The following is a 13386-nucleotide window of genomic DNA, read 5'->3' on the forward strand; positions in this document are numbered from 1 at the left end:
TCTACGGAGCGGATATCAACAACGACGGAACCACTGGTCATTTCACCACCCTGATCGAAGACGATGGATCGACGACTCTGTCATCCTCGACCCAAGGCATGTACCTGATCAACGGCAGCACCGAAATTTTTCTGAACGGCGCTGTGGTTGGTCCAGACACCATCGCAGGCTGGAGCGCAATTCACGCCGAAGCCACGGGCAACGGCTACCGCGTGCTTTGGGAAAACGATAGCCGCGAGTTTTATGAGTGGACCCTGAATAGTCAGGGCGAGCTTGTCGGCGGAGGCGGCATTCCTGATGTCGCTGATGTTGAAGTCTTTTATGGTGCCGATATCGATGGCAGCGGCACAACCGGTACAGGATTGCCAAGATTGACTTCGTCTGTCAGTGAAAGGGTTATCAATCCGCTTTTGGAAGGCGCTGCAGAAGACGAATTCCAGTTCTCGTTCTCAACGGCAGATGCGGAAACTGTGGAAGGCAGCGCCGCTGATGGCGATCACTTCCTCAAACTTACTGGAAACGTGATTTTGAGCGCCGAAAACCTATGGGATGCGATGCCCGATCTCGGGGACCAAATTGAAAGAAGCCCTATCGAGCTATTTTTGCATGAGGACGACGTCTTTCTGTTCTGAATGCCGCCGGCTTATAAGTAGGGCCTAGATGGCGTTGCAATTCGTGTTTTGCAACGCCACTCCCGAGAAAACATCAAATTACTCAGACAATGCGTTCCCAGCGCGGTTCACTTGGCTTTGGCAGATCGATAATGTGATTTGCATCACATGATCTGTGAGTGCCAACAAAGAAACGTTTCGTAAATTGGCGACCCCGGCAGGATTCGAACCTGCAACCTGCCCCTTAGGAGGGGGCTGCTCTATCCAGTTGAGCCACGGGGCCGCGCAAAGCTCTCTGTACCCCGGATTTTTCAGGTTGTCATGACCTTTGATGGGCAGTTGTAAAATGCGTCCTGTTCACGCTACCATCCCATAAAACAACGACGCAGGTGCCATCGTGACAACAGAAACCAAACGCCCGCTCACTCTTCGGGATGTCTCTGAGGCCTCGGGGGTGTCCGAGATGACGGTCAGCCGGGTTCTGCGCAACCGCGGTGATGTGTCGGACGCCACCCGCACCCGCGTTTTGGCTGCCGCTAAAGAACTGGGATATGTGCCCAACAAGATCGCTGGCGCGCTGGCTTCAAGCCGGGTTAATCTGGTCGCGGTGATCATCCCTTCACTTTCGAACATGGTGTTCCCCGAGGTGCTGACCGGCATCAACCAGGTATTGGAAGATACCGAATTGCAGCCCGTGGTCGGCGTTACCGACTACCTTCCCGAGAAAGAGGAAAAGGTACTGTACGAGATGCTCTCGTGGCGGCCATCAGGTGTGATCATCGCGGGGCTGGAACATACCGAGGCCGCGCGTGCCATGCTGGACTCCTCTGGGATTCCAGTGGTCGAGATCATGGATACTGATGGCAAACCCGTGGATGCAATGGTTGGCATTTCGCACCGCCGCGCCGGACGCGAGATGGCGCAGGCAATCCTGAAGGCGGGGTACGAACATATCGGGTTTATGGGCACCAAGATGCCGCTGGATCACCGCGCCCGCAAACGGTTCGAAGGCTTCACCGAAGTGCTGGGCAAACATGGTGTCGAAATTGAAGACCGCGAGTTCTATTCCGGCGGGTCAGCCCTGGCCAAGGGGCGTGAGATGACGCAAGCCATGCTGGACCGTTCTCCGGATCTGGATTTTCTGTATTATTCCAATGATATGATTGGTGCCGGAGGGCTGCTGTACCTGCTGGAGCAAGGCATCGACGTGCCCGGACAGATTGGTCTTGCCGGGTTCAACAACGTTGAACTGTTGCAAGGCCTGCCGCGCAAGCTGGCCACGATGGATGCCTGTCGTCTTGAGATCGGGCGCAAAGCCGCCGAGATCATAGCCGCCCAACTGGCCGATCCCGAGGCTGAATTGGAGTCCCGCGTTACCCTGACGCCGAAAATCAGCTATGGTGACACGCTGAAACGGCGCTGACGCCGTGGCTATTCAAAAGCTGGACAATCGCACAGCCCGATTGCTGTTCATGGACCGCCATGCGCTGGCGGAACAGCCTTCAGGGGGTGCCAAAGGGGCGGAGCTGCTGGATCTGATCCAACGGCTGGGTTTTGTTCAACTGGACAGTATCAACACGGTCGCGCGAGCCCATGATATGATCCTGTTCTCACGCAGGCCCAGCTATCGCGCGCAAAACCTAAAGCGCCTTTATGAACGTGACCGCGCGCTGTTCGAACACTGGACCCATGATGCCGCCGTTATTCCGATGGAATTCTACCGACACTGGCATCTGCGCTTTCAACGCGATGCTGAACTGCTGAAATCCCGGTGGAAGAATTGGCGACGCGATGGCTTCGAACAGCAGTTCCAGACCGTTCTGAACCATATTCGTGATCATGGCCCTGTATCGTCGTCCGATGTCGGGAAGGACGAAAAGAAGGGCTCGGGCGGGTGGTGGGACTGGCATCCTTCAAAAACCGCGCTTGAATTTCTCTGGCGATCTGGCGCGTTGACGGTTGTCGGACGGCGCGGGTTCCAAAAACGATACGACCTGACGGAACGGGTGATCGACACGCATCTTTGCCCCGACGGTTCAGATATTGATGCGCCGGAAACAGTGAATTGGCTTTGTAACGCAGCCCTCGACAGGCTGGGGTTCGCAACGTCCGGTGAGCTGGCAGCATTCTGGGACACAGTCAGCGCAGCGGAGGCGCGAGAATGGGTAAAGCTGGCTCTAAGACGGGGCGAAATTGAGGAAGTCGAAATCACATGTGCGGATGGGCAGACCCGCAAATTGGTTTCAAAACCGGTCTTGGCCGACACCAAGCCCCAAGTAGCCCCGCCGGGTCGCATTCGCGTGCTCAGCCCCTTTGACCCTATGCTGCGTGATCGAAACCGGGCCGAGCGATTGTTCGGATTTCACTATCGTATCGAAGTCTTCGTCCCCGAAGCGAAGCGCACCTATGGGTACTACGTCTTCCCTCTGCTTGAGGGCGACCGACTTATTGGCCGGATCGACATGAAGGCTCATCGCGATCGGGGCGTTTTGCGAGTCAGTGCGGTGTGGCCAGAACGCTCGGTCAAATGGTCCACGGCGCGGACAGGTCGCTTGACCTCGGAGTTGGACCGGGTCCGCAGGTTCGCAGGGCTGGATGGCGTGGAGTTTTCTACGGACTGGCTGAAAGAGCCTAAATAGAGGCTATTCAGGATCTGACAGCGTCAGAGAGATTGGCTGCAGCCCATCTATTCCACCCTCAAGAACGTCTCCGGGCACAAGCGCCCCCACTCCGGCCGGTGTACCGGTCAGGATTATGTCTCCGGGTCGAAGATGATAATATCCGGAAAGGTGACTGATGATCTCATCAATCTTCCAGATCAGTTCGTGCAAGGTCGCATCTTGCCTAACGTCGCCGTTCACGCTGAGAAAAATGCGTTTGTCATCCTCGGGCATCCAGTCCGAGGCGCGCGTCAGCGGGGCAAGAACGGTGCCATTTTCAAGGTCTTTGCCCAGATCCCAAGGGCGTTGCTTGTTACGCTCGCGGATCTGCAAATCCCGACGGGTCATGTCCATAGCACAGCCATAGGCGTAGATTGCATCTGCGGCCTCGGCAGGTTTGGCCTTGAAAACGGGCTTTCCGAGCGCGACTGCCAATTCCATCTCATGATGAAAATTCTCGGTTCCGGGCGGAAACGGCACGGTCGCACCGGACAGAACGGCATTGGCTGCCGATTTGGTGAAATAGAACGGCGCTTCGCGGTCAACCTCGTGGCCCATTTCCGCGGCATGGGCTGCATAATTGCGTCCGACACAGAAAATTCGACCGACGGGGTAAAAGGACGACTCCCCGTGGATCGGTACCTCGATCGGGTCTGGCAAGGAAAACAACGTATCAGACATCTTTGGCCCCTTCTTGCAACGCACTGGGCGCATCCTAAGGATACACCCGGTCTGAACAAGCCAAAGCGACGACCTGACCCGGGTTACATTGTAGCCCAACATCTTGGAATGACAGATCGAAGCACTAAATCAAAGGTTGCAGACGACAAACAGACGTTGAATTGCACCCAAACCATACTTGCCCGCCCAAAGCCCCAAGATAGGGCAGATTGCACAAAAGACCGGGTGCACCTGTTCAGAGAACCGCGGTCGTGGCCCGCCCCCCCAAGGGTCGCAACTTTCGCAATGTCGCCTCATTTCAGGTTGACTGGTCCTCTGAAGCGTCGGTCGGACACAAAACACAAGTCTAAGTCCGACTCTCCCGCCAGGGGACACCAATCACCGCCTCTGGCGGGGCGCAGAGTAACCTCTCAGGTTTTGAGATCATAAAGATCGTTCAGAAGGTCCAGCAGCGTCTCATGCCTTTTGGGGCCCAATTGCGACTTTATCTCATCCGCCAGCCGGACTGTGACGTCGATATTGTCGCGGATGATCTGCTCACCCGCTGGCATGATCTCGACAATCTGTCGGCGCTTGTCGATTGGATGGGCACTGCGCCGGATCAGTCCCTTAACCTCGAGCTTTTGCAAAATCCGTGTCAGGCTGGGCAACAACAGACACGCCCGGTCAGCAATCACCGTGGGCTCTTGCGGACCTTCCTCGTTCAGAACACGCAACACACGCCATTGCTGCTCGGTGACGCCGGCGTCTGCCAACATCTTCCGAATAGGACCCATGACCCGTTCGCGGGCCCGAAGCAACGCAATCGGCAACGAGCGGGATGTCGATGGCAGGTCTTTGGTCATACGGAATCTTGACCGAAATCTAATAAGACTGCAACAGCGCGGAAAACCCCTTATTCAGAGCGTTGTTGTCCAGATTTGCCCCAACACCTTCGAACCCAATGCCAAATCTGATTGACCTTTTCCCCCGAATGGCCATCACTGTCAGGCGTTTCCACCACCGCCTTGGAGGCCCCGCGATGCCAGCCCCTGTAAACACATTCAAAGAAGCTCTGGCCAATGGAGATCGCTTGATCGGCTGCTGGACCAGCTTCGCCGAAAGCGTCACCGCTGAAATCATGGGAACCGCTGGCTTCGACTGGCTGGTAATCGACGGAGAGCATGCGCCCAACGATATCCGCTCGGTTCGTGACCAGATTATGGCCTTGTCGGCCAGTCCCACACATCCCGTTGTTCGGGTTCCCGTCGGAGACACAGCGCTGATCAAAATGGTCCTGGACGCCGGGGCCCAAACAATTTTGGTTCCCATGGTCAACAGCGCCGATCAAGCGCGCGAATTGGTGCGCGCGTGTCGCTATCCACCCGAAGGGGTCCGCGGCGTCGGTGCCGGCGCCGCGCGGGCGACCGGGTACGGATCGTTCTCCGATTACATCCAGACAGCAGATGCGCAAGTCTGCCTATTGGTTCAGGTCGAAAACCGTGCCGGTATCGCCGCGCTTGATGATATTTTGAAAGTCGATGGCGTCGATGGTGTTTTTATCGGTCCAGCGGACTTGTCGACGGATATGGGATACCAGGGCAACAGCGCGGCGCCTGAGGTTCGCGAAACGATTGCCGACGCAATCAGCCGAATCAAAAAAGCCGGCAAGGCCCCCGGAATTCTGGGCACTCATGAAGAGGCGACACAAAGCTACCTTGAGATGGGCGCACAATTTCTGGCTGTTGGAATCGACGTCATGATCCTGACGCAGGCGGCGCGCGCATTGGCGACGAAGTGGAAGACCCGGTAACGATCAGCTCTGCATCGCCGCAGCGGCCTGCGCATAGCCACCTGACGCGCCATCAACGAAATGCACGTGGTCATCGCGGGTAGCTGACGGCACAAAACAGGTCATCATTGCCTCGTCCTGTGCATGCAAGCCGTAACGCACCTTGCCGCGCCCGCGCGCTTGTTCCAGCATCATCTGAATTTGCGCCAACGTCGCAGGATCGCAATCCAGCGTCATTTTGAGCCCGTCGTCGAACTTTCGATAATCTGCATTCCGGCTGACCATCCGTTTATAATGGTCCGGCTCAAAGTTACCCAGCCGTTTGCCGGACCGAAACAGTAATGCGATCAGCAAATTCTGTACCAACAGTTTGAGCATTTGACCAAAGACGCTGCCTCCGGCGCGCGAGACATGGGCATCAATGCTCAGACCAGGTGGTGGCCATCCGATCGGTGGGCCGTTTTCCGGTACCGGGTGACCCGCGCGCTCCAACCCTTCGGCTGCAGACAGAACCGATTGGGCGAGGTCGGCAAAATCCGCCTCGGTGGCGTGCGGCGTGGGTTCCACGACCAGCGACACGATCTGCCCATGCTGCGCCTTAACGTTGGACCACCGACAGGACAGACCGGTTAGATCAGGGCGCACACCGGGGTCGGCTTCGGGCACCATAAAGTGACCGGCCTTCATCTGCGTTTCCGCCCAAGCAAGCCCCCCGCCCGAGAACATTGCATAGTCGACCCCGTCCGATGGTGCGAAACGGGCGACGCGCAGGTCTTTGCCCGCCGTGCGGATTTCGGCCACCGTCACCAATGCTGCGCGCAGCGGAATGGAAAACTCTTCCTGCGCCCAGCGCCTCATGGCGGCCAGAACCTCGCCAGCCGCTTCGGCCGCACTGGCCGGCACAGCAAAGCCTGCGCCGTCACCACCGAACACATACGGAAACTCGCGCCCGCGCATGGCGTTGATCATCGCTGAAATAACCGCTGCCCCGACGGTATTGACCGTTTTGTAGCGTCCCTGCGCGATCTGCCCGGTCGAGTCGACAATGTCCGCAACACCAACAACCCAGTCACTGGGAATGGCCGAAAACCGCTGAGGGTCGGCCAAACGGGTAAAGTCCCGCAGCAAGGGCAGGCTGTCGTAAAACGCGACCTGAGCGTCCTTCATAATAACCTCTTGTCGAAATTATCCCTGAACATAGCCCGATTGTGGCACCTGTCCCGCGAAATCGTCATTACACACATCCTTGTGTGCGGACTCCTGCCGTGCCAAGCATAGCCGGTTAGCCGCGGGGGAGAGAGTCATTTCATGAAAGCAGGTTTGGTCGTGTTGTGCCTGGGCTATGTGCTCAGCCAGTTTTTTCGCGCTTTTCTGGCGGTTCTCAGCGTTGATCTGGGCCGGGATATCGGCGCCACACCCGAAGACCTTGCCTTTGCATCGGGTCTTTGGTTCCTGATCTTCGCCGCCATGCAGCTGCCCGTCGGATGGGCGTTGGATCGTGTTGGCCCCCGACTGACCTCGACTGTATTGCTGCTGGTCGGCGGCGCTGGCGGCGCGCTGATCTTTGCCCTTGCAAGCACGCCATTTCATATCGCCGTGGCAATGGGACTGATCGGAGTGGGATGCTCGCCGATCCTGATGGCATCGTACTTTATTTTCGCCCGTGAATACCCCCCAGCCCGTTTCGCCACTTTGGCTGCTCTGATGCTGGGTTTGGGATCAGTCGGCAATCTGGTTGCCTCATACCCCACGGCGTTGGCGGTTGAGCTGATGGGCTGGCGGGCCACTATGGTCACATTGGCCCTGTTTTCAGGCGCGATCGCCATCGGCATCCTGTTCACAGTTCATGATCCCAAACGCGTTGAAACCGACCACAAGGGATCGGTTCTGGATCTGTTGAAACAACCGGCACTTTGGGCGATCCTGCCGTTGATGTTGGTGGCCTATGCGCCGTCGGCCGCGACCCGCGGGCTTTGGGCCGGGCCGTATCTCAACGATGTTTTCGCCCTCAGCACCACGCAGATCGGAACCGCCACTCTGATCATGGGTGCGTCGATGATTGCGGGTACATTCGTCTACGGGCCACTTGACCGGATTCTGGGGACTCGAAAATGGGTAATCTTTGGCGGCAATGCTCTGGGCGTGGTCGGCCTGACTTTGTTGTGTCTGTGGATCGACAATGCGGTCTGGTTGTCGGTGGTTCTGATCTCGGTCATCGGGTTCACCGGAGCCAGCTTTCCGGTCATCATGGCCCATGGCCGCGCCTTTGTTCCTCCACACCTAGTGGGCCGAGGCGTGACCCTGTTGAACCTGTTCGGGATCGGAGGCGTCGGCCTTGCCCAATTCGTCACCGGCCGCGTCCATGCAGCCACGGTAGACATCAGCCCCTCTGCACCTTACACAGCGATATTCGGCTTTTTCGCCGTAGCTCTGACACTTGGCTGCATAATCTATCTTTTCAGCCGCGACAGCACTGACTGACCCGACAGGAGGCCCCCATGCCGGATATCCAGGTTCTTGCGCCAAACCTGAAGCACAGCCTGTCCGGTGTTACAACGACAGTGATCCGGTTGCTGCCTATTCAGGTCAAGATGATCAATATCCGCGCCACAGGGCCGGGGCTGCCCGAGGATATTCCGCATATTCGCCTGTTAAAGACCCTGGTTTTACCCAATCGCTCTCCCATCGTCTGGCACGCCCGCCGCAATACCGAGATGTTGATGGGCCTTGTGTTGCGCACAGTGTTTCGGCGCAACTATAAGCTGCTGTTCACCTCGGCGGCGCAGCGCGATCATTCGGGGTTCACTAAATGGCTGATATCGAAAATGGATGCGCTGATTGCGACGACGCCGCAGGCAGCTTCGTTCCTGCAACACCCGGCGACGGTGATCATGCACGGGGTCGACACACAGATTTTCCACCCTGAACCCGACAAGGCCGCCCTGCGCGCCAAGCTGGGCCTGCCCTCGGGCACGCTGATCGGCTGTTTCGGGCGCATTCGCCCGCAAAAGGGCGTCGACCTGCTGGTGGATGCGGCGATTCAGGTGCTGCCCGATTTTCCGGATGCGCAGATCGTCTTTACCGGCAACGCAACAACCGAGTTCGAGGGCTTTCAGCGCGAACAAGAGGCCAAGCTGGAACAGGCCGGGCTGGCCGACCGGGTGCGGTTTCTGGGCGAACGCCCGTGGGAAGAGATCGTCGAAACCTACCGCGCGCTGGACCTGTTTGTGGCCCCTGCCCGCCACGAAGGGTTCGGCCTGACCCCGCTCGAGGCGATGGCCTCGGGCGTTCCGGCCATTGCCTGCCACGGCGTCGGCGCATTCAGCGCGCAGATCAAAGATGGTGAAACGGGCCGTCTGGTGGAAAAGGACAATGCCGACGCATTGGCCGGTGCCCTGCGCGACATGCTGAGCGATCCGGCGAAAATGGCCGCCGCCGGACAGGCGGCGCGCAAGCACGTCGAACAGAATTTCCGAATCGAGGGCGAGGCGGAGGCCATCGTCAAAGTCTATCGATCCCTGCTGGATGCACCGTAAAACCGTGTCTTGCTGCGTCAAATCGCTGTGACGCAGCAAAATCTGCACCGAAAACTCTTTTTTCTTTGCCGCAACGCAGCTATGAACGCGCGTCCTTAACTTTGGAGACATGAAATGGGCTATCGCGTCGTTGTCGCCGGCGCCACGGGTAACGTGGGCCGCGAAATGCTGAACATTCTGGCAGAACGCCAGTTCCCCGTCGATGAACTTGCCGTGCTGGCAAGCCGTCGTTCGCTGGGCACCGAAGTAAGCTTTGGCGACAAGACACTGACCACCCAGGACATCGATACCTTTGATTTCACCGGTTGGGACATGGCGCTGTTTGCCATCGGCTCGGACGCAACCAAAGTCTACGCGCCCAAGGCGGCCGCAGCGGGTTGTGTGGTGATCGACAACTCGTCGCTCTATCGCTACGACCCCGATATCCCGCTGATCGTGCCGGAATGTAACCCGCAGGCGATCCACGACTACAAAAACAAGAACATCATCGCCAACCCCAACTGCTCGACCGCTCAGATGGTTGTCGCGCTGAAGCCGCTGCATGACCGCGCCAAGATCAAGCGCGTTGTCGTCTCGACCTATCAGTCGGTCTCGGGCGCGGGCAAAGAGGGCATGGATGAGCTGTGGGATCAGACCAAAGCGGTCTATAACCCCACCACCGAAGTGGAGCCCAAGAAGTTCCAGAAACAGATCGCCTTTAACGTCATCCCGCAGATCGACGTCTTCATGGAAGACGGCTCGACCAAGGAAGAATGGAAGATGGTTGTGGAAACCAAGAAGATCGTCGATCCGTCGATCAAGGTCACAGCCACCTGCGTCCGCGTTCCCGTATTCGTCGGCCACTCCGAGGCCGTGAATATCGAGTTCGAGGAATTCCTCGACGAGGATGAGGCCCGCGATATCCTGCGCGAAGCACCGGGCATCATGGTGATCGACAAGCGCGAGGCTGGTGGCTATGTCTCGCCCATCGAATGCGCGGGCGATTTCGCCACCTTCATCAGCCGCATCCGTCAGGACTCGACCGTGGAAAACGGCATCAACCTGTGGTGTGTGTCCGACAACCTGCGCAAAGGTGCAGCCCTGAACGCGGTGCAGATCGCCGAACTGCTGGGCCGTGAGGTTCTGAAAAAGGGCTGAATTCGCTTACTTGAACCGATATGAAGGGCCGCCTTTTGGGCGGCTCTTTTTATTTTGACTTGATGTACTGCGGTTCAATTGCAACCAATACGGTAGTTTGCAATTTTATTTCCGCGAGTGATTATGAAACCAGTGTTCTATTTGTTGGCCCTTGTGCCAACAATCCTGTCCGCCGAAACCTTTACCCTTGATACAGATGTCAGCGCCGTGACCGTTTACCCGGACAGCGCCCTGATCACCCGAACAGCTGAGTTCGACGTTCCGGCGGGCACTCATCGTCTGATCCTGTTAGGCACGCCGGTAAGCGATGACATAGGCCTCCAAATCGCGGCCATGCAGTTCCGCGCCGATGGGTTAACCCAAACGGCCCTTATTTCACGTTTCGAAGACGTGCCCTGGCGTGAATACGTCGGCGACGCCGTCAAACAGGTAGAAGACCGCATCAAAGACATAGAAACGCGAATTCAATCGGTTCAGGATCAGGCCGAAACCGCCCGATTGAAAGCCCAAGCTGCCGATCACTCGATTACGTTCCTGTCCAATCTGGGGCGTAACGTAGGTTTGGCCGGATCGGATCCTGAAAACCTGCGCAACATTGCCCGCATGGTTGGCGAGGAAACCCTTGAGGCCGAAAACACTGCGCTGGCGGCAGAACTTGAGGCCCGCGAAACAGAAACCCAACTGACCGAGCTTGAGGCCGAGTTGGAAACGGCGCACGCTGATCTGGCCGCCCTTTTGCCCGAAGCAGATGAACGGATCTTTATCGCCGTCGATGTTGACGCCGAAGAAGATACAAAAGGAACATTGTCGCTGTCGTATCTCAGTTATGAAACCGCATCTTGGCAACCGGCTTATGTTTTTGACCTGAAGACCGGAAATGCCCCGGAGGTACAAATCAATCGCAGCGTTCTGGTGGGTCAAATGACCGGCGAGGACTGGAACGACATCACGCTAAGTGTCTCCACACTGCAACCCGACGAGCAAAACGCCGCGTCAAGGATTAGGGCCAAACGCCGCTCGATTCGTGAAAAGCCCAAAGCGCTGGAAGAACCGGTTGTAGAAGCCCCGGTTATTGTCGAAGAAACAGGGACTAGCTGGTCCCCGAGCGCCGCCTCAATTCAAGGGACAGGCACGACCTATACACTGCCTGTACCGATCTCGATTTCCAGCGGATATGGGGTCGCCGAGCTGGAACTGGACAGCATGTCCCAACCTGCGGAAGTGTTTGCCCTGGCAAATCCCAGCCGGGATACCACAGCCTATCGGACCGCGCGGTTTACGAACCCTTATTCGCAAAACCTGTTTTCATCTGACTACGCACGGTGGCAGGTCGACGGTGTTCTGGTCGCGGTCGACTCCAGCCCTGATATCGGCCCCGGCGAAGAGGTAGAGCTGGGATTTGGCCCTCTATACGCGCTCACCTTGCGGCGGCAGGTTCTGGGTCGGCGCAGTGGTGATGTCGGTTTGATTGCACGCTCGAACGAACGCGCCGAACGTGCGCAAATTCTTGTTGAAAACCTCTCGGATGAGACGTGGCCCCTGCGGTTGCTCGACAGTGTTCCATATTCCGAACAGGATGATCTTAAGATCGAATGGACCGCGACCCCCAAGCCGACCGATGAGAATGTCGACAACCGGCGCGGTATTCTGGCATGGGAAATGGAGCTTGCGCCCGGCCAGACCGAAACCGTTGAGATCGAAACCAAGCTCAGCTGGCCCGAAGGAATGGTTCTGAGGTGATGAGTAACTGCGTTTCAAGAAGGGCCTGATCGGCCCTTCCGATCGCAGCGAACTTACTTATGGTCAAACAACCACGAACTTCTTTTCATGCGGGTCATAGCATTGCAGCCCGCCCTCTCCGATATCGGTCCACAGCCCGTGCAGGCTCAGTGATCCGTCCTCGACAGCCGAGGCAATGAAGGGGAAGGTCAGCAGGTTTTCCAGCGAGGCGACAACCGCGTGGCGCTCGAATTGTCGGGCCTGTTCCGTGCTGTCTTCGACATCGGCCACCAGATCATATTTCGGCTTTAGGATATCCATCCAACGCCCCACAAAGCTATCTTTCGCTTCAAGCTGCGGGGCCTGTCCTTTGCACATGTCGATACAGCCCTGAACGCCGCCACATTGCGAATGGCCCAGAACGATCAGATGCGCTACTTTCAATGCAGTTACAGCGTATTCGATTGCTGCGCTGGTGCCGTGGTGGTCTCCGTCCGGGGCATAGGGTGGAACCAGATTGGCAATATTTCGGTGAATGAAAAACTCACCCTGATCGGCCCCGAAAATCGAAGTCACGTGCACCCGGCTGTCACAGCAGGAAATGACCATGGCGCGCGGGCGCTGTCCTTCGGTGGCAAGACGCCGGTACCAGACCTGATTTTCCGAATACGTCGTAGCTTTCCAGCCGTGATATCGCTTGACCAGATAGTTCGGCAAAGGTTTGGCGCGATCCATTTTTATGTCCTTAGTCTTGTGTCTGACGAGTGCTGTAACCTGAATTCGCCGAAAATTCGAGCCATTATCCCTGTGCGCAGCAAGGTTTTGCAAAGGAATTCCGCGCAACAGTCAATCCACGCCGTGGGGGCGTTTAGAATTGGGGTAAATGTGGTGGAAAAGATAGTCACACTTGAACACAAGGAATCCGTCCGTCTGGATCCGGACCAGTTGAATGGTCTTTGCGGGCAACTGGGTGATCAGAATGCACTGGACGTGCTGTGCCGCACGGTCGAGGAATTGGCCGTGCGCTTGTCGAATTGCGAACGCTACTGGCGGCGGCGTGATTGGACCAGCTTGCGCAAATGTGCGCGATCCCTGGTGGCGATTTCCGAACAGGTCGGCATGACTGCGCTGGCGCGCGTAGCGGGTGATGTGGCGCATAACGTGGATGTCGGCGATGCCGTCGCCACCGGCGCAACACTGTCGCGCCTGATCCGCGTGGGTGAGAAATCACTGACCGTTATATGGGACCAGCAGGATCTTTCGGTCTGACG

The 13386-nt window shown here is 57.4% G+C and carries 13 protein-coding genes and 1 tRNA gene; 9 read left to right on the forward strand and 5 right to left on the reverse strand.

Annotated features, from left to right (window positions below; all coding sequences use genetic code 11):
• Positions 1–632 (forward strand): hypothetical protein (locus tag J7380_RS11370; RefSeq protein WP_209195854.1); only part of this gene is annotated, 632 nt, incomplete at its 5' end.
• 185 nt (positions 633–817) lie between these two features.
• Here the strand turns inward: J7380_RS11370 and J7380_RS11375 are convergent.
• A tRNA-Arg gene (locus J7380_RS11375) sits at positions 818–894 on the reverse strand.
• A gap of 114 nt (positions 895–1008) precedes the next feature.
• Here J7380_RS11375 and J7380_RS11380 point away from each other — a divergent pair.
• Positions 1009–2034 carry a LacI family DNA-binding transcriptional regulator gene (locus tag J7380_RS11380; RefSeq protein ID WP_209195855.1) on the forward strand — a complete coding sequence of 342 codons (1026 nt, stop codon included), beginning with the start codon at positions 1009–1011 and terminating at the stop codon, positions 2032–2034.
• 4 nt (positions 2035–2038) lie between these two features.
• Complete coding sequence (locus tag J7380_RS11385) at positions 2039–3250, forward strand: crosslink repair DNA glycosylase YcaQ family protein (protein ID WP_209195857.1); 1212 nt, start codon at positions 2039–2041, stop codon at positions 3248–3250.
• 3 nt (positions 3251–3253) lie between these two features.
• Here the strand turns inward: J7380_RS11385 and J7380_RS11390 are convergent, their stop codons facing one another.
• Both J7380_RS11390 and hpaR read right to left on the reverse strand, forming a co-directional pair.
• On the reverse strand, positions 3254–3952 hold the full coding sequence (locus J7380_RS11390) for a fumarylacetoacetate hydrolase family protein (protein WP_209195858.1): 699 nt from the start codon (positions 3950–3952) through the stop codon (positions 3254–3256).
• A 410-nt stretch (positions 3953–4362) separates the two neighbouring features.
• Positions 4363–4797, reverse strand: a complete 435-nt coding sequence (hpaR, locus tag J7380_RS11395; protein WP_209195859.1) for a homoprotocatechuate degradation operon regulator HpaR — start codon at positions 4795–4797, stop codon at positions 4363–4365.
• Between the two features lie 176 nt (positions 4798–4973).
• On the opposite strand from hpaR, the gene J7380_RS11400 reads away from it, so the two are divergent.
• Entirely contained in the window at positions 4974–5744 is a 771-nt protein-coding gene (locus tag J7380_RS11400; RefSeq protein WP_209195861.1) for an HpcH/HpaI aldolase/citrate lyase family protein, read from the forward strand.
• 3 nt (positions 5745–5747) lie between these two features.
• On the opposite strand, the gene J7380_RS11405 is transcribed toward J7380_RS11400, so the two are convergent.
• On the reverse strand, positions 5748–6890 hold the full coding sequence (locus J7380_RS11405; RefSeq protein ID WP_209195863.1) for a DUF3095 domain-containing protein: 1143 nt from the start codon (positions 6888–6890) through the stop codon (positions 5748–5750).
• Positions 6891–7031: 141 nt separating this feature from the next.
• Here J7380_RS11405 and J7380_RS11410 point away from each other — a divergent pair, with 141 nt between their 5' ends.
• The 4 genes from J7380_RS11410 (at position 7032) to J7380_RS11425 (ending at position 12136) form a co-directional block, all read left to right on the forward strand.
• A complete protein-coding gene (locus J7380_RS11410; RefSeq protein WP_209195865.1) occupies positions 7032–8204 on the forward strand; it encodes an MFS transporter in 1173 nt (390 codons plus the stop codon).
• A 17-nt stretch (positions 8205–8221) separates the two neighbouring features.
• Positions 8222–9259, forward strand: coding sequence for a glycosyltransferase family 4 protein (locus tag J7380_RS11415; protein ID WP_209195867.1), 1038 nt, complete (start codon positions 8222–8224; stop codon positions 9257–9259).
• A 114-nt stretch (positions 9260–9373) separates the two neighbouring features.
• The gene (locus tag J7380_RS11420) at positions 9374–10396 is read left to right on the forward strand and encodes an aspartate-semialdehyde dehydrogenase (RefSeq protein ID WP_170355683.1); all 1023 of its coding nucleotides are present in this window, start codon (positions 9374–9376) and stop codon (positions 10394–10396) included.
• 123 nt (positions 10397–10519) lie between these two features.
• The gene (locus J7380_RS11425) at positions 10520–12136 is read left to right on the forward strand and encodes a DUF4139 domain-containing protein (RefSeq protein ID WP_209195869.1); all 1617 of its coding nucleotides are present in this window, start codon (positions 10520–10522) and stop codon (positions 12134–12136) included.
• Between the two features lie 63 nt (positions 12137–12199).
• On the opposite strand, the gene J7380_RS11430 is transcribed toward J7380_RS11425, so the two are convergent.
• Positions 12200–12850, reverse strand: a complete 651-nt coding sequence (locus J7380_RS11430; protein ID WP_209195870.1) for a carbonic anhydrase — start codon at positions 12848–12850, stop codon at positions 12200–12202.
• A gap of 150 nt (positions 12851–13000) precedes the next feature.
• Here J7380_RS11430 and J7380_RS11435 point away from each other — a divergent pair, with 150 nt between their 5' ends.
• Complete coding sequence (locus J7380_RS11435) at positions 13001–13384, forward strand: hypothetical protein (RefSeq protein ID WP_170355747.1); 384 nt, start codon at positions 13001–13003, stop codon at positions 13382–13384.
• Positions 13385–13386 lie beyond the last annotated feature (2 nt).

Origin of the sequence: Ruegeria sp. R8_1, from assembly GCF_017743815.1 — a bacterium.
Lineage (GTDB): Bacteria > Pseudomonadota > Alphaproteobacteria > Rhodobacterales > Rhodobacteraceae > Ruegeria > Ruegeria lacuscaerulensis_A.